The 19,362-nt window shown below is 70.0% G+C and carries 19 protein-coding genes; 10 read left to right on the top strand and 9 right to left on the bottom strand.

Translation table 11 applies throughout. The annotated features are described in order from the left end of the window. Positions 1-102: 102 nt before the first annotated feature. From VZQ01_RS32885 to VZQ01_RS32870, 4 genes are all read right to left on the bottom strand, one after another. Positions 103-810: a response regulator transcription factor gene (locus tag VZQ01_RS32885; RefSeq protein ID WP_141323723.1), complete on the bottom strand. Its 708-nt coding sequence runs from the start codon at positions 808-810 to the stop codon at positions 103-105. Between the two features lie 8 nt (positions 811-818). Further along, positions 819-2,069 (bottom strand): vWA domain-containing protein, encoded by a 1,251-nt coding sequence (locus VZQ01_RS32880; RefSeq protein WP_223745535.1) that lies wholly within the window; start codon positions 2,067-2,069, stop codon positions 819-821. 100 nt (positions 2,070-2,169) lie between these two features. Beyond that, on the bottom strand, positions 2,170-2,778 hold the full coding sequence (locus VZQ01_RS32875) for a Uma2 family endonuclease (RefSeq protein ID WP_426749007.1): 609 nt from the start codon (positions 2,776-2,778) through the stop codon (positions 2,170-2,172). 148 nt (positions 2,779-2,926) lie between these two features. Next, entirely contained in the window at positions 2,927-3,364 is a 438-nt protein-coding gene (locus VZQ01_RS32870) for an arginine repressor (RefSeq protein ID WP_082165339.1), read from the bottom strand. Positions 3,365-3,533: 169 nt separating this feature from the next. Between VZQ01_RS32870 and VZQ01_RS32865 the strand changes: the two genes are divergently transcribed. Genes VZQ01_RS32865 through argC form a run of 7 tightly spaced genes read left to right on the top strand, consistent with a single transcriptional unit; the run spans position 3,534 to position 11,276 of the window. Continuing rightward, complete coding sequence (locus VZQ01_RS32865; protein ID WP_426745622.1) at positions 3,534-4,544, top strand: N-acetylornithine carbamoyltransferase; 1,011 nt, start codon at positions 3,534-3,536, stop codon at positions 4,542-4,544. A gap of 54 nt (positions 4,545-4,598) precedes the next feature. Next, complete coding sequence (argB, locus tag VZQ01_RS32860; protein ID WP_141323719.1) at positions 4,599-5,528, top strand: acetylglutamate kinase; 930 nt, start codon at positions 4,599-4,601, stop codon at positions 5,526-5,528. After that, positions 5,525-6,586, top strand: a complete 1,062-nt coding sequence (locus tag VZQ01_RS32855) for a M20/M25/M40 family metallo-hydrolase (protein WP_426745621.1) — start codon at positions 5,525-5,527, stop codon at positions 6,584-6,586. The genes argB and VZQ01_RS32855 overlap by 4 nt, the downstream gene beginning before the upstream one ends. Further along, a complete protein-coding gene (argH, locus tag VZQ01_RS32850) occupies positions 6,579-7,928 on the top strand; it encodes an argininosuccinate lyase (RefSeq protein ID WP_426745620.1) in 1,350 nt (449 codons plus the stop codon). The genes VZQ01_RS32855 and argH overlap by 8 nt, the downstream gene beginning before the upstream one ends. Before the next feature lie 27 nt (positions 7,929-7,955). Further along, positions 7,956-9,149 carry an argininosuccinate synthase gene (gene argG, locus VZQ01_RS32845; protein ID WP_223784003.1) on the top strand — a complete coding sequence of 398 codons (1,194 nt, stop codon included), beginning with the start codon at positions 7,956-7,958 and terminating at the stop codon, positions 9,147-9,149. 1 nt (position 9,150) lies between these two features. After that, complete coding sequence (locus tag VZQ01_RS32840; RefSeq protein ID WP_223784002.1) at positions 9,151-10,212, top strand: hypothetical protein; 1,062 nt, start codon at positions 9,151-9,153, stop codon at positions 10,210-10,212. Continuing rightward, positions 10,209-11,276 (top strand): N-acetyl-gamma-glutamyl-phosphate reductase, encoded by a 1,068-nt coding sequence (argC, locus tag VZQ01_RS32835; RefSeq protein WP_046715162.1) that lies wholly within the window; start codon positions 10,209-10,211, stop codon positions 11,274-11,276. The genes VZQ01_RS32840 and argC overlap by 4 nt, the downstream gene beginning before the upstream one ends. 55 nt (positions 11,277-11,331) lie before the next feature. On the opposite strand, the gene VZQ01_RS32830 is transcribed toward argC, so the two are convergent. Further along, positions 11,332-11,889 (bottom strand): hypothetical protein, encoded by a 558-nt coding sequence (locus tag VZQ01_RS32830; RefSeq protein ID WP_426745619.1) that lies wholly within the window; start codon positions 11,887-11,889, stop codon positions 11,332-11,334. Positions 11,890-12,202: 313 nt separating this feature from the next. Here VZQ01_RS32830 and VZQ01_RS32825 point away from each other — a divergent pair, with 313 nt between their 5' ends. From VZQ01_RS32825 to VZQ01_RS32815, 3 genes are all read left to right on the top strand, one after another. Further along, entirely contained in the window at positions 12,203-12,523 is a 321-nt protein-coding gene (locus VZQ01_RS32825) for a hypothetical protein (RefSeq protein WP_426745618.1), read from the top strand. A 2-nt stretch (positions 12,524-12,525) separates the two neighbouring features. Then, on the top strand, positions 12,526-13,401 hold the full coding sequence (locus VZQ01_RS32820) for an ATP-grasp domain-containing protein (RefSeq protein WP_426745617.1): 876 nt from the start codon (positions 12,526-12,528) through the stop codon (positions 13,399-13,401). A 104-nt stretch (positions 13,402-13,505) separates the two neighbouring features. After that, positions 13,506-15,116: a Na+/H+ antiporter gene (locus tag VZQ01_RS32815; RefSeq protein WP_223745526.1), complete on the top strand. Its 1,611-nt coding sequence runs from the start codon at positions 13,506-13,508 to the stop codon at positions 15,114-15,116. Positions 15,117-15,243: 127 nt separating this feature from the next. Here VZQ01_RS32815 and VZQ01_RS32810 read toward each other — a convergent pair whose 3' ends face one another. The 4 genes from VZQ01_RS32810 to VZQ01_RS32795 are packed head-to-tail and all read right to left on the bottom strand — an operon-like array spanning position 15,244 to position 19,357. After that, entirely contained in the window at positions 15,244-16,248 is a 1,005-nt protein-coding gene (locus tag VZQ01_RS32810; RefSeq protein ID WP_426745616.1) for a hypothetical protein, read from the bottom strand. 20 nt (positions 16,249-16,268) lie between these two features. After that, positions 16,269-17,066, bottom strand: coding sequence for a tRNA pseudouridine(38-40) synthase TruA (gene truA / locus VZQ01_RS32805; protein ID WP_426745615.1), 798 nt, complete (start codon positions 17,064-17,066; stop codon positions 16,269-16,271). A 1-nt stretch (position 17,067) separates the two neighbouring features. Beyond that, positions 17,068-18,345, bottom strand: coding sequence for a serine/threonine protein kinase (locus tag VZQ01_RS32800; RefSeq protein ID WP_074955978.1), 1,278 nt, complete (start codon positions 18,343-18,345; stop codon positions 17,068-17,070). 37 nt (positions 18,346-18,382) lie between these two features. Beyond that, positions 18,383-19,357, bottom strand: coding sequence for a class I SAM-dependent rRNA methyltransferase (locus tag VZQ01_RS32795; protein WP_426745614.1), 975 nt, complete (start codon positions 19,355-19,357; stop codon positions 18,383-18,385). Positions 19,358-19,362 lie beyond the last annotated feature (5 nt).

The following is a 19,362-nucleotide window of genomic DNA, read 5'->3' as shown; positions in this document are numbered from 1 at the left end:
AGCCAGGAGCGAATCATCGAGTGCCGCCCGACTGGGAGAACATGGAGCCCTTGCCGCGCACCGTACAGGCGCTCACCACGCTCCAGACACGCCAGGAGCGAATCATCGGGCGCCGCCCGGCTGGGAGAACATGTACCCCTTGCCGCGCACCGTGAGGATGACGCGGGGCTCGGCGGAGTCATCGCGCAGCTTCTCGCGCAGCCGCGCCATCGTCATGTCCACCGTGCGCGTCTGCAGTCCGCGCGCGGGCAGGTGCCACACGCGCTCGAGCAGTTCCTCGCGGGAGATGGCTCGCCCCGGGTTCTCCCCCAGGTAGCGCAGCGCGTCCGCCTCTCGCTCCGACAGGTCCATCCGCGTGCCGTCATCGAAGCTCAGCTCGCGGCGCTCCACCACGAAGTGCCCGCCAGGGAAGTCCACGCGGGAGGCCCCCACGGGACGCTCGGCCGAGCGTCGGAGCACCGCACCCACCCGGGCCAACAGCTCCCGCACCGAGAAGGGCTTCACCACATAGTCGTCCGCCCCCAGCTTCAGGCCCTTCACCCGGTCCTCCTCCTGGCCCCGGGCGGTGAGGATGATGACGGGCAGCGTGGGCCGGCTCTTGCGCACGGCCGCCAGCAGGTCCAACCCGTCCCCGTCGGGGAGGACCAGGTCCAGCAGCACCAGGTCCACCGGCGTGCGCTCGGCCACGCGCTGGCCCTCTCCCTTCACGCCCGCCTCGAGGACCTCGTAGCCCTCGAAGCGAAGCGCATCCACGATTCCGCGCCGGATGGCGGGGTCATCCTCGACGACGAGCACTCGGCGCGCGGCCATGACGCATCCTACTCCAGGGTGAAGCTTCGCTTGCTCGCCTCGCGCTGCACCACCTGGCCGATGACGCCGTCCAGCGTGTCATCCCCCTTCGTCGCCTGATTCTTGCGCGCCTCCGCCAGGAACTGCTGGCGCTCCTTGCCGAGCTGCTGGATGCGCTGCTGGAGCGCCTCACGCTCCTTCTCCCGGGCCGCGAGCCACGCCTTGCGCCCCGCCGCGTCCAGGTTGCGCATGGGCTCGGGCAGCTCCTCCGCCGCGACGGAGCCCAGGTCCACCTTGTTCTTCTTCACCGCGTCCACCAGGTCCCAGCTCTCGTTGGAATAGTTCCCGGAGCTCTTCGCCATCGCACGCGAAGCCATGTTCGACAGCGACACGCCGCGCGAGAGCTTGTCCTGCGTGGCCTGTCGCTGCTGGCTCTCCTTCGCCTCGGCGCCGCCGTAGACCACGTAGGTGTTGTTCAGCTCGGTGCCCAGCCGGGCGATCTCATCGTCCTGCGGAGCGGCGAGCTCGACGACCCGCTGGTTCTGGTCGATGTTCATGTAGCTGCCGTCGGCGCGCGTGGCCGCATCCTTCCAGTGGTCCGCGATGCCCTGCTCGTAGTCACCGCAGTGGATGGTGTTCACGGTGATGCCCTTCTTGCGCGCGGCGGCCACGGCCTCCCGGTAGTCGACCGGCCCCTGGATGAAGGTCTCGTTGCCGGCGATGAAGATGAGCCGCATCGAGTCCTCCTTCGGGCTCCACTCCAGTTTCCGGGTGGCCTCCTGGATGACCTCGCCACCGTGCTCCGAGCCGCCGGAGGTGCGCAGGGCGAACAGCCGCTCGGAGAGCGCATCCAGGTCCGAGGTGAACGGCGTCACCTGGCGGATCTCGCTCGAGCTCGCGCCGGGGGTGGTGTCGCCGTACGTGTAGAGGGCCAGCTCCAACCGGGGCGCCACGCCGCCACGCTTCGCCTTGGCGAAGCGATTCACGATGTTCCACAGCTGGGTGCGCGCCTGGTCCAGGAGCCCGTCCATGCTGCCGCTCGTGTCGAGCAGGAGCGCGATCTGGATGACCGGCGCCGCCTTCGGGTCCACGAACTGGGGCGAGGGAGGCGCCACGGGAGCCGCGGGCACCACCGCGACGGGAGCAGGTGGAGCGACCGGAGGCGTCGCGACAACGGGGGCGGGAGCATTGTCCGTGGACGGCTTGCCCAACAGGAGCGCGGAGACCGCGAGCGCCGCGGCCGAGCCGAGGATGATGGGGAGCTTGAGGGCCGGTTTCATCGTGTGTCCTTTCGTACGGCGGTGCCCTGGTGAGCACGCTTGGGACAGTAACGAGTGAGCCCTGGTGAAAGGTGTAACCGCCCTGTAACCGCGTGCCGCGCTACCCCTCGTCCCAGAGGAAACCCAGCTCCAGTTCGATGGCCTCGAATGGCTCCGCGCGCACCTTGGCCAGCCCCTCATGCTGGGCGACTTTCTGGTACCCCGCGCCCTCCAGTCGCCAGACCTCCAGGGTCCGGACCTTCGGATCGATGAGCCACAGGTGCTTCACGCCTTCACGACCATAGATGGGCTGCTTGGCGAAGCGGTCCAGCCGCGAGGTCGACGGGGAGAGCACCTCGCAGACCCAGTCCGGAACGACGGTGCAGCCGACCCCGCTGGGAATCCCCGGCATCCGCTCGCGCCGCCATCCAGCGAGGTCCGGGACGAGGACGTTTCCGCCAGAGAGATGGAGCTCCGGCTCGAACAAGATGAACCAGCCACCGGGGCCGCCTCTCCCCTTGTCATAGGGACCGCTCAGTTCACCGTTCAGACGCGATGACACCAACGAATGCCGAAGCGCCGGCCTGGGACTGGCATGCAGCACGCCGTCGATGAGCTCCCCGATGACCGTCTCGGGGAGCGCCTCCAGGTCCGCATAGGTGGCCGGTTTCTTCTCCACGGTGCCCTCACTCCGATAAACCCCGACGCCCCACCCCGATTCCATGGTCATGCCCACGAAGTAGCACGGGGGTCTGACGTCCTGGGTTGTCCCTGCTTGAGCATCCCTCCAAGGTTGCATCGCCTGGAACGCGAGCGCAAGCCTCGCCCCGGGCCAGCCTCCCGCGCGCACAGCCCTGCATCCAGCGTTCCCTCGAGGCTCAGGCGCTGCGCAGCATCAAGCGCTCCACGACGGAGCGGACCTCTCGCAGGCGGGACGGGTCCGTCACCGCGACGAAGATGGTGTCGTCACCGGCCACCGTGCCGGCGAGCCCCGGCACCTCCGGCTCACGGTCCAACGCCAGCGCCAGCACCGGCGCGTAGCCGGGGCTCGTCTTCACCACGAGCAGGTTCGGCGGCGCCTCGACGATGCTCACGCGCGGCCGCTCCGGCGTCGCCACCGGCTCCGTCAGCGACGCGCGCTGATAGCGCCCGCCCACCTTCTGCACGCCCAGCTTCTTGAGCCGCCGCGACAGCGTGGACTGGCTCGGCGCCTGCCCCTCCGCCTCCAACAGCTCCTGCAAGACGGCCTGATCGCTGATCTCCCGCTCCGAGATGAGCCGAAGGATTTCGTCGTCCAGGTTCATTCCTTCCACCATGCATGCACGTGAATTTCCATGCAAGGAACCCGCATGAAAGATTGCGGGAACAATACTCTTGCGCGCCGCGTCCTTCTGCATAATATCCGCGCCCCATTCGCGGAAATGCACGCATGAAGGTGCATATTCATCCACCTATGCACCGGTCCAGGCCGGGGAGCGCAGGCCCATGAAGCACGTCACCCACATCAAGGATCTCGGCCCCGCGGGTGTGGAGGCCGTCCTCTCTCAGGCGGAGGCTTGGAAGAAGAAGGCCCCCGGCGCGCTCTTCCCGGGGAGCATCCTGGGCATGGTGTTCTTCAACCCGTCCTTGCGCACGCGCACCTCGTTCGAGGCGGTGATGCTGCGCGGGGGTGGCAACGCCATCATCCTGGACGTGGGCGCGGGCGTGTGGAAGCTCGAGCACCGCGAGGGCGCGGTGATGAACCTGGACCGCGCCGAGCACCTCAAGGAGGCCGCGCCCGTCCTGTCGCGCTTCGTGGACATGCTGGGCGTGCGCACCTTCTCGCAGGGCGGCGGTGACGAGGAGGACGAGGTCGACCCCATCATCAACGCGTTCCGCAAGTGGGCCACCGTCCCCGTGGTCAGCATGGAGTCCGCGCGCGAGCACCCCTGCCAGGGCCTGGCGGACGTGCTCACCCTGCGCGAGACGTTCGGCACCACGAAGAAGCTGCCGGTGACGCTGACGTGGGCGCCCCACATCAAGCCCCTGCCCAAGGCGGTGCCCAACTCGTTCCTGCTCAGCGCGGCCGCCGCCGGCTGCGAGGTGCGCGTGGCCCACCCGCCCGGCTTCGAGCTGCACCCGGCCGTCCGCGCGGAGGCGGAGGCGTACGCCAAGGCCACCGGCGGCAGCATCACCTACACCCACGAGCAGGACGAGGCGCTCGCCGGCAGCCGCGCCGTCTACGCCAAGTCCTGGGGTCCGACGGCCGCGGCGGCCTTCTCGCCCAACGACGTCACGGCGCTGCTCGCCTCGTACTCCGGCTGGATGCCCACGCTGCGCACCATGTCGCGTGCCGCCAAGGACGCCGCCTTCCTGCACTGCCTCCCCGTGCGTCGCAACGTGGAGGTCGCCGACGAGGTCCTGGACCACTCCAGCAGCCGCGTGGTGGACGAGGCGGGCAACCGCTTCCACGTCCAGCGCGCCCTCCTGCACTGGATGCGCTCGCAGTCCCTCTGAAAAGCGGCGCCCTTCGAGGCGTGCCCGTCACCCTTCTTCCTTTCGAGGTCTCCCGTGCCCTTGTCGCCCGACCCGTACTCCGCGCTTCGCAACGCCGCGCGCTATGTGCAGCAGTTCCGTCGCAAGACGTTCGTCGTGAAGCTCGGCGGCGCCATGCTGAGCGACCCGCGCCTGCGCCGCTCCGCGTGCGAGCAGATCGCCCTGCTGTGGACCTTCTCCATCCGCCCCGTCGTCGTGCACGGCGGCGGCCCGGAGCTGGACACGCTCTGTGACGCCCTCCACCTGCCGGTGGAGAAGGTGGCGGGCCGCCGCGTCACGTCCGCGCCCGTGCTCGACGCGGCGAAGATGGTGCTCGCCGGCAAGCTGCACACGGACCTGCTCGCGGACCTGCAGGCGGCGGGTGTGCCCGCGGTGGGACTGAGCGGCGTGGACGCGGGCCTCATCAAGGCGCGAAAGCGTCCTCCTGTCATGGTGACCGAGCCCGGCGCCACCGAGGGCAAGCTCGTGGACTACGGGCTGGTGGGTGACATCGAGGCGGTGGACACGCGCGTCGTCGAGCACCTGCGCTCGGCCGACTACGTGCCCGTCATCGCGCCCCTCTCCGGCGGCGTGGACGGCGCCGTGTACAACACCAACGCGGACACCGTGGCGGCGGCGCTGTCGGTGGCCCTGTCGGCCGAGAAGCTCTTCTTCCTGGTCCAGGTGCCGGGCCTGCTCAAGGACCTGAACGACCCCACGTCGCTGGTGACGCTGGCGAACCTGACGGACCTGGCGACCATGGAGAACACGGGCGCCATCTCCGGCGGCATGCGTCCCAAGGCGCACGCCATCCGCCACGCGCTCGTGGGCGGGGTGGGCAGCGTGCACCTGGTCAGCGGCGTCGCGCCCAACGCGCTGCTCGAGGAGGTCTTCACCAACGAGGGCAGCGGCACCATGGTCGTCCGCGAGAAGGCGCCCAAGACGGCCGCCGGGAACGCGGGATGAAGACGGCGGAGCTGCTCCAGGCGCTGGTGGCCATCCCCAGCGTGTCGGGTGACGAGCGTCTCATCGCGGACACGGTGTCCGGGTGGGCGGAGGGCTGGGGTGCGCGCGTCCAGCGCAAGGGCCACAACGTGTGGTTCTCCGTGGGCAGCGGCCCCCGGCGCCTGCTCGTCAACTCGCACCTGGACACGGTGAAGCCGTGTGCCGGGTGGACGTACGCGCCCCACGCGCCCGAGTGGCGCGAGGACCGCCTGTACGGCCTGGGCAGCAACGACGCCAAGGGCTGCGTGACGGGGATGCTCGTCGCGGCCCGCACCCTGCTCGCCGAGGGCGCGCCCCAGGGCGGCGAAGTCGTCTTCGCGTTCACCGCCGAGGAGGAGACCGGAGGCCAGGGCCTGGGCACGCTACTGCCGGAGCTGGGGCCGCTCGACGCCGCGGTGGTGGGCGAGCCGACCAGCCTCAAGCCCTGCACGGCCCAGCGAGGCATGCTGCTCTTGCGCTGCACCGCGCACGGCAAGAGCGCGCACGTGGCGCACGCGCACAAGGCCCAGGCGGTCAACGCCATCCACATGGCGGCCGGGGACATCTCGAAGCTCGCGGAGCTGCGCTTCCCGTCGCATCCGCTGCTGGGTGAGGCGCGGGCGCAGGTGACCCAGATTTCGGGGGGCCTGGCGCGCAACCAGGTGCCGGACGCGTGCGAGTTCTTCGTGGACCTGCGCACCACGCCGAGCATGGACCACGCGCAGGTGGCGAAGGAGCTGGGCGAGGCGCTCCAGAGCGAGGTGAAGGTGCACTCGGCGCGCTACCTGCCGAAGGCGACGGCGGACCATCAGCCCATCGTCCGCGCGGCGATTGCGGCGTCGGGCGAGGCGCCGGTGGGCTCCAGCACCACGTCCGACTGGGCGTTTCTGGGCGAGCTGCCCGCGGTGAAGGTGGGCCCAGGGGACACGCTGCGAAGCCACCTGGCGGACGAGTACATCACCCGGGCGGAGCTGGAAGCCGGCGCCGCCTTCTACACGCGCCTTCTGCGCGGCTACTTCGAGGAGGTGGCCCGTGGCTGACACCCTGTGGGGCAAGGGCGCCGCGCTCGACGCGGTCATCCACCGTTTCACCGTGGGCGACGACCCCATCGTCGACCTGTCGCTCGCGCCGCACGACGCGCTGGGCAGCGCCGCGCACGCGCGCATGCTGGGCAAGGTGGGGCTCCTGAAGGCCGAGGAGTCCCGCGTGCTCGTGCGCGCGCTCGAGACGCTGCACGACGAGGCCCGCGCGGGCCAGTTCACCATCCGCCCCGAGCAGGAGGACGGCCACACCGCGCTGGAGGCGGCGCTGGTGGAGCGCGTGGGCGAGCCGGGCAAGCGCATCCACCTGGCGCGCTCGCGCAATGACCAGGTGCTGCTCGCGGTGCGCCTGCTCCTGCGCGAGGAGGTGCTCGCGCTCGGCGCGGGCGCCGTGAAGCTCGCCGAGACGTTCCTCGACTTCGCCCAGGCGAACCAGCACGTGGCCCTGCCGGGCTACACGCACCTGCGTCGCGCCATGCCCTCCACCTTCGGCATGTGGGCCATGGCCTTCGCGGAAGGGCTGCTCGAGGAACTGGAGGCGCTGCGCGGCGTGTGGGGCCGGCTGGACCGGTGTCCGCTCGGCGCGGCCGCGGGCTTCGGCGTGCCCCTGCCCATCGACCGTGAATACGTCGCGTCGCTGCTCGGTTTCAGTCGCGTGCAGAGAAGTCCCATCGATGCGCAGAACGGCCGCGGTCGCCACGAGACCGCGGTGCTGACATGGGCCTGCAGCGTGGCGGGCACGCTGGAGAAGTGGCTGTGGGACGTGCAGCTCTACAGCACGGACGAGTTCGGCTTCCTGGGGCTCCCGGACGCCTTCACCACCGGCTCGTCCATCATGCCGCAGAAGAAGAACCCGGACGTGGTGGAGCTGGCGCGCGGCCGGTGCCGCGAGCTGCGGGGGCTGTTGCACCAGGTGGAGGCCGTGGCGAGCGGACTGCCGTCCAGCTACCACCGTGACTTCCAGCTGCTCAAGCGCCCCACCCTGGCGGCGCTGTCCTCCAGCCGCTCGCTGTTGGATGTGCTGTCCCGGCTGGTGCCGGTGCTCCAGGTCAAGGCGGACGCGGCGCTGGCCGCCTGTGACGACACGCTCTACGCGGCCCACCATGCGTACACGCTGGTGGCCGGGGGACAGGCCTTCCGCGACGCGTACCGGCAGGTGGGCCGGGAGCTGGCGGACGGCACGTTCCATCCGGACCGCGAGGCCCTGACGGCCACCCACCTGGGTGGCGCCGGCAACCTGGGACTGGCCCAGGCCCGTGAGGAGCTCGGCGCCTGGCGCGCCTGGCTCGACGACACCCACCGCGCCCTGGCCACGGCGGCCGAGCGCGTCTGGGATGTGTGACGACGATTCCCCGCGAGGAGTGACGACATGAGCAAGAAGAACGTGGTGCTGGCCTTCTCCGGCGGACTCGATACCGCTTTCTGCACGGTGTACCTGCGAGAGCAGGGCTACAACGTCACCACCGTCACGGTGGACACGGGCGGCTTCCCGCCCGAGCAGCTGGCGAACATCGCGGCCCTGTCGGCGAAGCTGGGCGCCGTGGAGCACATCAAGGTGGACGCGCGCGGCACCCTCTTCGAGGGCTACCTGCGCTACCTCATCGCCGGCAACGTGCTGCGCGGCCAGGTCTACCCCCTGAGCGTCTCCGCCGAGCGCGCCTGCCAGGCGGTGGAGGTGGTGCGCGTGGCGCGCGAGAAGGGCGTGCAGGCGCTCGCGCACGGCAGCACCGGCGCCGGCAACGACCAGGTGCGCTTCGACGTGGCGTTCCGCTCGCTGGCGGGCGACCTGGAGCTGCTCACCCCCATCCGCACGCTGGGCCTGAGCCGTCAGCAGGAGCTGTCATTCCTGGCCGAGCGCGGCATCCACATGCCGCCGAAGCTGGGCTCCTACTCCGTCAACGAGGGCATGTGGGGCACGTCCGTGGGCGGCAGCGAGACGCTCAACTCGTGGAGCGCGCTGCCCGAGGCGGCGTTCCCCTCCGGCGAGATTCCCACGGACCTGAAGCCCCGCACGCTGACCGTGGGCTTCGACAAGGGCGTGCCCACGTCGCTGGACGGCAAGGCGCTGGGACCGGTGGAGCTGGTGGAGGCGCTCAACGTGCTGGGCCGTCAGTACGGCATCGGCCGCGGCGTGCACCTGGGTGACACCATCCTGGGCATCAAGGGCCGCGTGGGCTTCGAGGCGCCCGCGGCGCACCTGCTCATCACCTCGCACCGCGAGCTGGAGAAGCTGGTGCTGTCGGGCAAGCAGCTGTTCTGGAAGGAGACCGTGGGCAACCTGTACGGCTCACTGCTCCACGAGGGTCACTTCTTCGACCCGCTCGTGAAGGACCTGGAGGCGTTCCTCACGTCCTCGCAGGAGCGGGTGACGGGCGAGGTGCGGCTGGTGCTGCACCCGCGGACGCTGGTGGTGGAGGGCGTGCGCTCGCCGTACTCGCTGATGGACGCGAAGGTGGCGACGTACGGAGAGGCGAACGTGTTGTGGACGGGCTCGGAGGCCGCTGGCTTCGCCAAGCTGTACGGCGTGGCGCAGATGCTCTCGCACAAGGCGAAGGGAGGCTGACATGAAGGTCTTCGTCGACAAGGTCGGTAGCGTCACCCGCAACCTGGGCCTGGGGCGCACGGTGCACCTGACGCCCGAGGTGAAGGCCGAGGAGGGCGCCGTCGTCGCCGTGCGCATCCACGGCGAGAAGAGCGTCTACAACCAGCTGGAGGACTGCCACGGCCGGCTCGTGACGCTGCACGCGGGCGACATCATGGTGGGCGCCCTGGGGCACCGCAACGCGCTGCACGGCTACGAGGGCGTGGTGCCGGAGTCCGTCACCGTGGGCCAGCGGCTGCACGTGCTGAACATGGGCGGCGTCATCGGCAAGTGCACCTCGCACAACCCCGGCGTGGGCATGCCCTTCGAGGCGGAGGTGCTGGGCCAGGTGCTGGAGTTCCCGGAGCTGTTGTCGCGCAACGGGCAGCCGGCGCACATCTCCTCGGGCGCGCTCAAGGGCACGGGGACGATGGTGAAGTGCCCCGTCGTCTACGTGGTGGGCACGTGCATGAACGCGGGCAAGACGTACGCGGCCAGCGCCATGGTGCGCAAGCTCGCGCAGGCGGGCTACCGCGTGGGCGGCGCGAAGCTCACGGGGGTGTCGCTGATGCGCGACACGCTGAGCATGCAGGACTCCGGCGCGGACGTGGTGATGGACTTCACGGACGCGGGCATCGTGTGCACGGGGCCTCGCACGGCGGCGCGGGTGGCGCGGGTGCTGTTCAGCGAGCTGGCGTCGGCGGACGTGGACGTCATCGTCGCGGAGACGGGCGACGGCATCATGGGTGAGTACGGCGTGCAGGCGATTCTCGCGGACCCGGAGCTCAAGGGCCTGGCGGGCGCGTGGGTGATGTGCGCGAACGACCCGGTGGGCGCGGCCGGCGGCGTGCGGCATCTGAAGGAGACGTACGGCATCGAGGTGGACGTGCTGGCGGGGCCGGCGACGGACAACGCGGTGGGCGTGCGCTTCGTGGAGCAGGTCGTCGGGGTTCCGGCGCGCAACGCCCGCGCGGACGCGGCGGCGCTGGGTGGTCTCATCCTGGAGAAGCTCACGCCGAAGCTGGGCGTGGGGAGGAAGTCATGACGCGGGCACATATCTACATCCTGGGCGCCTCCGGCTTCGGCGGCGGCGAGCTCTTGCGGATTCTCTCCGGCCACCCGGCGGTGGCGGGCATCCGCGTGGTGTCCCGGCACCACGCCGGTGAGCCCATCCACAAGGTGCACCCGCACCTGCGCGGACTGGTGGACGCGAAGTTCGAGGCGGAGCCGGACTGGCGCTGGCTGGCCGACTCGCAGCAGCCCGTCGTCTTCAGTGCGCTGGGCCACGGGGAGCTGGCCACCCAGTTCCTCGGCCTGGAGAAGAAGTGGGCCGAGGTCGGCCTCGCCGAGCGCGTGCTGCTGGTGGACCTGTCCTCTGACTTCCGCCTGGACCACCCGGGCCGCTACGCGGGCGCCTACGGCAAGCCCCACCCCGCGCCGGACCTGCTGGGCACCTTCACGTACGGCCTCACCGAGTGGAAGCGCGAGGCGCTCAAGGGCGCCAAGCGCATCGCCAACCCGGGCTGCTTCGCCACCGCGGTGCAGCTGGCCCTGCTGCCCATCGCGTCCACGCCGGGGCTGGGCCTCTTGGCCGTGTCGGGCGTGACGGGCTCGTCCGGCTCCGGCTCGCTGCCGGGCGAGGGCACGCACCACCCCACCCGCGCGCACGACTTCCGCGCGTACAAGCCGCTCGAGCACCAGCACGAGGCGGAGGTGGAGGTCATGCTGGTGGCCCACGGCGCGCAGCGCCACCGGCTGGCCTTCGTGCCGCACTCGGCGCCCATGGTGCGCGGCATCTTCGCCACCGTGCAGTTCGAGTGGCCCGAGCACGGCGGCGCGGTGGTGACGCAGTCGCTGACGGACAAGTTCCGCCGCTATTACGAGGGCTCGAAGTTCGTGCGCATCGTCGAGGGCACCCCGCGCATCGCCGCCGTCACCGGCAGCAACTTCTGCGACATCTCCGTCGCGACGAAGGGCCGCTCGGTCGCCGTCATGGCCGCGCTGGACAACCTGGTGAAGGGCATGGCCGGCCAGGCCGTGCAGAACTTCAACGTGTCCCTGGGCCTGCCCGAGGACACCGGCCTGCGTCAGGCGGCCTGCTACCCGTGACGAAGCCCGCGCCCGCCCCGAGTCCTTCCGGAGGCGGGCGCGGTGGCCTCACGACTCAGAGCACGCGGGTGATGGTGAGCTGGGCGACGCCGCCCAGCGAGGACACGCCCGCGGGGGTCATGCACGCCAGGTTCAAGAGCGCCGTCGTGTAGGCGATGGACCAGGTCGCGGTGGCGCCGTAGTACTTCCCGTGCAGCACCGTCCCGGCATACGTCACCACCGTCGTCAGGCCCGCGACGCTGACGTCGACGGACGTGTAGTCGAACCGGGAGAACTCCCCGGTGTTCCAGGTGATGGTGGCCTCACCGGCCCCCGTGGCCAGCGGGTTCGAGCACGTCAGCCCGGTGCGCTCATAGGGCCCCGTCGTCACGTTGCCGTTGAGGACGACCTGTCCCAGCACCGTCAGGCAGTTGCTGAAAGCCGATGAGGTCGTCACGTCGATGTCCCGGGGCGTCATCGTCGCCGCGGGGGAGAACGTCCGCGTGGAGGTCCCCAGCTCACAGATGACGCTCACCGGCTCCGCGGCGAGTACCGCGCCCGCGGGCGCCACCAGCGCCGCACAGAACAGACTCTTCGACAGCCAGACACCCAGACGACGCGTCAGCGTGCTCATGCATGCTCCAGGAATGGGGTTTCGGGTGGACCCGAGGCCCGCGGTCGACCCGGTGCCACTGTCACGCCGCACGCGCGCGCGGACCATTGAACCTGGGGACACGGCGACATCCACCTCCCGCTGCTGCGGGCGCTGTTGCGGGCCGCTTGTCAGGAGTCACCGTGCCACGCAGTCGCGTACGTGGAAGCCTCCAGCCTTCGTCGAAAGTCGTGCGTGCGCTCGCGCGTGAGAATTTTCCGCCAGCACGTCAGGCACTCCATGTGCCCGCGTCCGGGTTGCGCCCTTGCTCCCTGCTCTCGACGAAAGGCCGCGCATGCCCATCGCTGAATGTGCTGGAGGCTGTCCTCGCGTCATCTCGCTCTCGGTGGACCCCGCGGGAAATCCCGTGGCCGCGGCCCACCAGCCGGAGCACTTCGCCACCCACTACCGACACTGCCCCTCCTGCCGGCGCTTCTGGTGCGAGCGCTGCGTCGGTGAGGCCCTCTCTTGCAGCCGCTGCGAGGGTCCGCTCGAGTCCCCCACCCCGCGCCACGCGCTGGACATCCTCTTCGGCGGACGGATTCCCGAAGGGCTGCTGGCCAGCCTCGACCTCGGGGCCGCGGAGGACGACTCGAAGCGACAGGGAGGGAACTAGCCATGGCTCGCATTGCACGCGCCCTGCTGTTCGGTCGCAATCCCTCCCAGCACGACACCTTCGATGTGGAAGCCGAGGCCGCGGAGGCCCTGGGGTTCGACACGTACCAGGTGGACCTGGCCGCGCTGCTCAACGGCAACGTCGAGCTGGCGCTCGAGGCCGTGCCGCACCAAGGCCCCCTGCGCCTGCTCTACCGGGGCTGGATGCTCACCGAGGAGGAGTACACCTCGCTCGACGAGGCCCTCTCCGAGCGCGGCCACCGGCTCACCACCACACCCACACAGTACGCCGCCGCGCTGTACCTGCCCCTCTGGTACCCGCGCCTCGCGCGCTACACCGCGCGCTCCATCTGGACGGAGGGCACGGTGGCCCGCGAGGCCTGGAACGAAGCGGTCCGAGTGCTGGGCCCTCCGCCGTGGATCCTCAAGGACCACGTGAAGTCCGCGAAGGAGCGCTGGGAGGAGGCCTGCTACGTGCCCGCCGGCGCCACGCTCGAGGACTTCGCGCGCACGTGCGAGAACCTCGTGGAGGAGCGCGGCGAGCGCTTCGAGCGGGGGCTCGTCGTCCGCAAGTACCTGCCCCTCAAGGTCTATGGCCGCACGCCCACCGGCCCCGCCCACCTGGAGTTCCGCCTCTTCTTCGGCCACGGCCGCCTGCTCGCCGCCGAGCCTCAACATGAGTTCGACGTCGAGGTCCCCGACTTCTCATCCTTCGAGCCGTTGGGACGCCGCATCGACTCACCCTTCTTCGCCCTGGACGTCGCCATGCTCCAGGACGGTGGCTGGGCCGTCATCGAGGTGAACGACGGCGGCGTCTCCGGCCTGCCCCCGGGCCTGGACCCTCGCACCCTCTTCGAGCCCCTGCTGGGGACCGGGTAGACAGGCACCCGCCACGCCATTTGCGCCTGGGTGCCTCACCTCGTGGGGCATCTGGGTTATGGTCCGTTCCCTTGAAGTTTTGACGTCAAACCAGGCAAGGAACGATGCATTTCGAATTGGCCTTCGTCCTCATCTTCGCAGTCGCGACCGCGGTGGCCATCGCGGCGCGGTATTTCAAGATTCCCTACACGGTGGCCCTGGTGGTGGCGGGGTTGTCGTTGGGCGCGGTGCATCTGTTCGAGCCACCGCACCTCACCAAGGAGCTGCTCTTCGCCATCATCCTGCCGGGCCTCTTGTTCGAGGCGGCGTTCCACCTCGAGTTCCGCAAGTTCTGGAAGAACAAGCTGACCATCCACGCCATGGCGATTCCGGGCGTGGCGGCGTCGGCGGGCCTGACGGCGTTCATCCTGTCGCACTGGGTGGAGGGGATGAACGTGGTGACGGGGTTCGGGATGATTCCGGCGATGGTGTTCGCGTCGGTCATCGTCTCCACGGACCCGATTGCGGTGGTGGGCCTGTTCAAGTCGCTGGGCGCACCCAAGCGGCTGCTCATCCTGGTGGAGGGTGAGAGCCTGCTGAACGACGGCACCGCCGTGGTGCTGTTCACGCTGGTGGTGGCCGTGGCGATGGGCGGCCAGTTCACGGTGGGCGGCGCGGTGATGGACTTCATCAAGGTCGCCGGCATGGGCATGGTGGTGGGCAGCGCGGTGGGCTACGTTGCCGCGCGGGTCATCAAGAAGGTGGATGACGCGATGGTGGAGATCACCTGCACCGTCATCGCGGCGTACGGCTCGTTCGTCATCGCGGAGAACTTCCACTACTCGGGCGTCATCGCGACGGTGGTGGCCGGCATGCTGTGCGGCAACTGGGCCACGCACGAGGGCATGAGCCCCACCACGCGCGTCGCGGTGGAGAGCTTCTGGGAGTACTGGTCCTTCGCGCTCAACTCGGTGGTGTTCCTGCTCATCGGCCTGGAGGTGAACCTCACCTCGCTGCTCGCGTCGTGGAAGCCGATCCTGGCGGCCTACTTCGCGGTCATCGCGGGCCGCGCGGTGGTGGTGTACGGCGTGTCCGCCATCCTGAAGCTCACGTCGGAGCGCATGCCGTGGTCCTGGAGCGCGGTGCTCACGTGGGCCGGCCTGCGCGGCGCCATCTCCATGGTGCTGGTGCTCAGTCTTCCGGCGGACTTCGCGCACCGCGAGCTGCTCGTGAACATGACGTTCGGCGTGGTGGTGCTCTCCATCGTGTTCCAGGGCCTCACCATGGCGCCGCTGTTGCGCAAGCTGCGCATCACGGGCCTCAAGGACGAGTACCAGGAGCAGTACGAGCTGGCGCGCGGTCGACTGGGTGCCATCCACGCGGCGATGGCCGCGCTCGAGGCGATGCGTCGCTCGCGGGAGATTCCCGGCGACGTGGTGAGCCAGGTCGAGAAGGACTACCAGGAGAAGGAGCGCGTGATGGAGGCGGAGCTGGCGCAGCTCAAGCAGCAGTCGATGCGCTTCCACGAGGAGGAGCACCAGGAGGCCATCCGCCGCGTGCTCATCGTCGAGAAGGAGTCGCTGCTCAAGGCGTACCAGTCGGCGACCATCGGCAAGGAGGCCTTCGCGAGGCTCACCGCGGAGCTGGACGAGCGCATCGCCCAGGCCGACGCCGCCGAGGCCCACACCTCCTCGCCCGCTGCACCGTCGACGCCCACGAGCGCCGTCGGGACCTGAGTCGGGCTCCCCGTCACGATGGCCCGGGAGGACCGGGCGTCGTGGCGGGTGAGGAGTCGCCGCTCACGGGAGTCACCGGGACAGGCCTGTCACGCCGTCCCTCGGACAGCCCCGCTTCGAAGGCTGCTCAGGCCTCGGAGGGCTTCTGCGAATCCGAAGCTGCGGGGGCCGAGGATGACAAGGACTGCTCGGGCAGGCGAATCACCTGCCCGGGAAGCCCATCACTGAGGGAACCCGCTGTCACGGCGCTCGCCGTCGAGGTACCGAGCGCGTCCACCGCGCTCGGAGTCGTCGCCGCGTCAGACAGAGCGGCTGGCTCCGCGCTCGACGTGGATGCGCTGACTGCCTCCACCGCGCCTGTGGCCGAGGCATCCACCGCAACGGGAGTCACCGCGCCAGGCGCGTTCTCCTGCCCGAGGATGGACGCGCCGAGCGAGTCGACCGCGGTGGGAGTCGAGACACCGGGAGTCGCCACTGCGCTCGCGGAAGCGGAGCCCAGTGTCTCGGTGCTCGGAGCGGAGGCAGCTCCCATCGAAGCGCCCTCCACGGTGGCCGCCGTCGCGGCGCCGGAGGTCCCCTGCGCCTCGCGCTGCTCCAGCCGGGCGCCGCCCTGCTCCGCCGCGCGGAGGAACTCGTCGTACTCGGACTTGCGGGCCTCGGACTTCGCCTGCGTCTTCTCCGTCTGCTTCGCCGCCGCGTCCCGTCCGAGCTTCAGCGCACGCGCGCTGAGCACCACGCCGCCCGCGAAGGCGAAGACGTTCAGCACCGAGCCCAGACCGCCCAGCCACAGCGAATCCACGCCGCCCTGCACGAAGCCCAGCGCGAGGACGAAGGTGGCGCCGGACACCGCCGCGCCCGCCGCCGTCTTCCAGGGCCGCAGCTCCATCACCCGGCCCGCGCCGTAGCAGAGCGCCGGCAGCACGGCGAGCAACCACAGGTTCTCCAGCAGCACCGCGACGAGAATCTTGAGCGGCCCGAAGGACAGCGACTGCACCCGCTGACTCAGCCGCAGCGTCAGCGACACACTCAGCGTCGAGCCCGCGACCAGCGCGATGAAACCCAGTCCCACGATGAACTGGAAACGACGGATTCGAACGCGCAACGGCTCGAGGGCACTGGTCTTGGGGCTCACGGCCGGCAGCCTACTCCACTTCAGCCCTCGTCCTCGTCCGCGTCCGCCTCGCCCCCCGCTGAGCGAGGAGGCGGGCCGTCCGCATAGAAGACCTCCTCCAGCACCAGCCCCTGGGGCGGCGCGGTGGGCCCGGCCTTCTTCCGGTCCCGCGAGGCCAGCACCTCGGCCACCCACGCCTCGGACCGACGGCCCTTGCCCACCTCCACCAGCGTCCCGACGAGGTTTCGGACCATGTGCTTCAGGAAGGCCGTCCCCTCCACCACGAAGCTGATGGCCCCACCCGGCTCGCCCTCGACGGACAGCCGGCGCACCTCTCGCACAGCGTGCTTCGCCTGGCAGTCCGACGCCCGGAACGCCGAGTAGTCATGCCGGCCCAGCAGGTGCGCCGACGCCCTCCGCATCGCCTCCACGTCCAGTGGCGCGAAGACCTCCCAGTGCGTCGTGCGCAAGAGCGGCGAGCGCGTGCGGCGATTGTTCACCCGGTAACGGTAGCGCTTGCCCCGGGACCAGCGCCTCGGGTCGAACCCCTCGGGCGCCTCCACCGCGCTCACCACCGCGACATCCTCGGGCAGGAGGCTGTTGAGGCCCTGCACATAGGCCTTCAGCGGCAGCGCGCGCTCGGTGTCGAAGCAGATGACCTGCCCCGTCGCGTGCACGCCCGAATCGGTGCGCCCGGCGGAGCGCACGGACACCGGTTCTCCGAGCAGCCGTCCCAGCGACTCCTCGAGCACGGCCTGGAGAGAGCGGCCATTGGGTTGCACCTGCCAGCCCACGTACCGCGTGCCCTCGTATTCGAGCGTCAGCTTCAGCCGAGGCATGTCAGCGGTACTTGAGCCAGGACTCGAGGAGCTCCGCCACCAGGCGGCCCGGCTGCACGTTGTTGCGGCGGGCCACGGCCTCCAGCGCCTCCAACTGCTCCACGGTGAGCGGCACGGCCAGCATGCGCGGCTCGGTGCGCTCCTCGGGACCACCGGGCGCGAGCGCGGCGATTCCCGGCGGAATCGTCAGGGGCGCGGTGACGGCGGGGGAAGGCTCGGACACGGGCGGCGGAGCGGTGTCCAGCGCGCCGACGACCTCGGACAGCTCCAGCGCCTCCTCGGAAGTGGGCGCGGTGGCCTGGCGCGCGCGCTGGCGGCGCTGCTCCTCCTGGAGCTCCTCCTCGAAGAGCTGCTTGATGAAGTTGGCCAGGTGCAGCGGCGTGGGCGTGAAGTCGTACGCGTCCAGGAACGCGTCCAGGTCCTTCTGCATCTCCGCCGCCGTCTGATAGCGACGCTCGCGATCCCTCTCGAGCGCCTTCATCAGGATGACCTCGACGCGCTCGGGCAGGTCCTCGCGGAAGTACGAGGGCGCGTAGATCTTCCCCTCGGTGATGCTGCGCATCACGGCGACCTCGGACTCGCCCGTGAAGAGCTTGAAGCCCGTGAGCCACTCGTAGAGCACGACGCCGAGCGAGAACACGTCGCTGCGGCAGTCCAGCGCCTTGCCCAGACACTGCTCGGGGCTCATGTAGCTGAGCTTGCCCTTGATTTCGCCCGTGCGCGTCTGGCTGACCTGGTTGGCCGCCTTGGCGATGCCGAAGTCGAGGATCTTCACCGAGCCGTCGAAGGCGACGACGATGTTCTCCGGCGACACGTCCCGGTGAACGATGTTGAGCGGGTTGTCGTAGAGGTCCGCCTTCGTGTGCGCGTGGTGCAGGCCCGCGCAGACGCAGGAGGCGATCTTCACCGCGTAGACCAGCGGGAAGGGGATGCCGAGCGCCTCCGCCTTGGGGACGACGCGGCGCATGTCGCGGCCCGCCACGTATTCCATGGCGATGAAGTAGCTCTCCGCGATCTTGCCCAGGTCGTGGATCTGCACGACGTTGGGGTGGTTGAGCTGGGCGGCGAGCCGGGCCTCGTTGAGGAACATCTTCACGAAGGCCGCGTGCTTGGACAGGTGCGGGCGGATGCGCTTGATGACGACGGGCGACTCGCGTCCGTCCTCACCTTCCTGGTGCGCGAGGAAGATCTCCGCCATCCCTCCGACGGCGATGCGGTCGATGAGCCGGTACTTGCCGAAGCGACCGGTTTCGCGCTGCTGCGGTGCGGCGGGAGACATGGACCCTGCACCTTAACCCGCGCCAGGGCACGTCGCGCTAACGAAGTTGGACGACGTGGACCTTCAAGGCCGGCTCCTGGCCAGGAGGGCTCGGGAAGTCGAGGGAAGAAGGACCCGTCGAACCCAGCCCCCTCCCCTGTCGCCCGGCCAGGGCGATGCCCTCGGCCACCATCGTCTCGAAGCGCTTCAGGGGCAGGCCCGCATGGTTGCAGCAGGCGACCAGCCGGCCTCCGGGAGCGACGACGCGAGCGGCGGCCTCGGCCAGTCGGGCGTAGTCGCGCGCCGCGGAGAAGCGGGCCTCCTTCGTGTTCGAGAAGGACGGAGGGTCCGCGATGACGAGGTCGAACGCCTCGCCCTTCTTCGCCAATCGCTTGAGCCAGTCGAAGACGTCCCCGGCCACATAGTCATAGCGGTCCGCGGACTGTCCGTTGAGGCGCGCGTTCTCCTCGCCCCACTCGAGCACGCGGCGGCTCGCGTCCACGTTGAGCGCCCGCTTCGCGCCGGCCGCGGTGGCGACGACGCCGAAGGCGCAGGTGTACGAGAAGAGGTTGAGCACGGTGAGGCCGCGCGCTTCGTTCAGGAGCCACGCGCGGGTGTCGCGCATGTCCAGGTACAGGCCGACGGAGAGGCCTTGTCCGGGGCGGATGAGGAAGGACAGGCCGTTCTCGAGCGCAGTGAGGGACTCGATAGGCTCACCGCGCGCGGCGCTCTCCGGGGCGAGCGTCTCCTTCGCGACATTGGCCAGGACGCGTGCCTCGCGGGGGCGACGCTTGAGATAGAGGCTCGTCGGGGCCCACGCGGCCATGGCGGCGTCGAGGAGGGCCTCTTCTTCCGAGGTGGAGAGGTCGCGGTAGAGGCTGACGACGTAGAGTCCACCGAAGCGGTCGACGGTGACGTCGGGGACGCCATCCGCCTCGCCGTTCAGGACGCGGAAGGCGGTGGTGCGAGGGTCATCGAGCAGAGGGCCGCGCCGGGCCTGCGCGGTCCGCAGTGTGTCCACGAGGGTGGGCATGGGCC

The sequence above is a fragment of the Myxococcus faecalis genome, assembly GCF_050039385.1.
Taxonomy (GTDB): domain Bacteria; phylum Myxococcota; class Myxococcia; order Myxococcales; family Myxococcaceae; genus Myxococcus; species Myxococcus fulvus.
The sequence above is the reverse complement of the archived record's forward strand: the minus strand, read 5'-3'. Positions and strand labels throughout refer to the sequence as shown.

What these genes read in the sequence shown, in the direction of transcription:
- VZQ01_RS32870 (WP_082165339.1), bottom strand. Translation starts at nt 3,364, where the DNA reads ATGGTGGAAGGAATGAACCTGGACGACGAAATCCTTCGGCTCATCTCG.
- VZQ01_RS32840 (WP_223784002.1), top strand. Translation starts at nt 9,151, where the DNA reads ATGAAGGTCTTCGTCGACAAGGTCGGTAGCGTCACCCGCAACCTGGGC.
- VZQ01_RS32800 (WP_074955978.1), bottom strand. Translation starts at nt 18,345, where the DNA reads ATGTCTCCCGCCGCACCGCAGCAGCGCGAAACCGGTCGCTTCGGCAAG.
- VZQ01_RS32855 (WP_426745621.1), top strand. Translation starts at nt 5,525, where the DNA reads ATGAAGACGGCGGAGCTGCTCCAGGCGCTGGTGGCCATCCCCAGCGTG.
- truA (WP_426745615.1), bottom strand. Translation starts at nt 17,066, where the DNA reads ATGCCTCGGCTGAAGCTGACGCTCGAATACGAGGGCACGCGGTACGTG.
- VZQ01_RS32875 (WP_426749007.1), bottom strand. Translation starts at nt 2,778, where the DNA reads ATGACCATGGAATCGGGGTGGGGCGTCGGGGTTTATCGGAGTGAGGGC.
- argC (WP_046715162.1), top strand. Translation starts at nt 10,209, where the DNA reads ATGACGCGGGCACATATCTACATCCTGGGCGCCTCCGGCTTCGGCGGC.
- VZQ01_RS32865 (WP_426745622.1), top strand. Translation starts at nt 3,534, where the DNA reads ATGAAGCACGTCACCCACATCAAGGATCTCGGCCCCGCGGGTGTGGAG.
- VZQ01_RS32885 (WP_141323723.1), bottom strand. Translation starts at nt 810, where the DNA reads ATGGCCGCGCGCCGAGTGCTCGTCGTCGAGGATGACCCCGCCATCCGG.
- VZQ01_RS32825 (WP_426745618.1), top strand. Translation starts at nt 12,203, where the DNA reads ATGCCCATCGCTGAATGTGCTGGAGGCTGTCCTCGCGTCATCTCGCTC.
- VZQ01_RS32795 (WP_426745614.1), bottom strand. Translation starts at nt 19,357, where the DNA reads ATGCCCACCCTCGTGGACACACTGCGGACCGCGCAGGCCCGGCGCGGC.
- argG (WP_223784003.1), top strand. Translation starts at nt 7,956, where the DNA reads ATGAGCAAGAAGAACGTGGTGCTGGCCTTCTCCGGCGGACTCGATACC.
- VZQ01_RS32815 (WP_223745526.1), top strand. Translation starts at nt 13,506, where the DNA reads ATGCATTTCGAATTGGCCTTCGTCCTCATCTTCGCAGTCGCGACCGCG.
- VZQ01_RS32880 (WP_223745535.1), bottom strand. Translation starts at nt 2,069, where the DNA reads ATGAAACCGGCCCTCAAGCTCCCCATCATCCTCGGCTCGGCCGCGGCG.
- VZQ01_RS32830 (WP_426745619.1), bottom strand. Translation starts at nt 11,889, where the DNA reads ATGAGCACGCTGACGCGTCGTCTGGGTGTCTGGCTGTCGAAGAGTCTG.
- VZQ01_RS32820 (WP_426745617.1), top strand. Translation starts at nt 12,526, where the DNA reads ATGGCTCGCATTGCACGCGCCCTGCTGTTCGGTCGCAATCCCTCCCAG.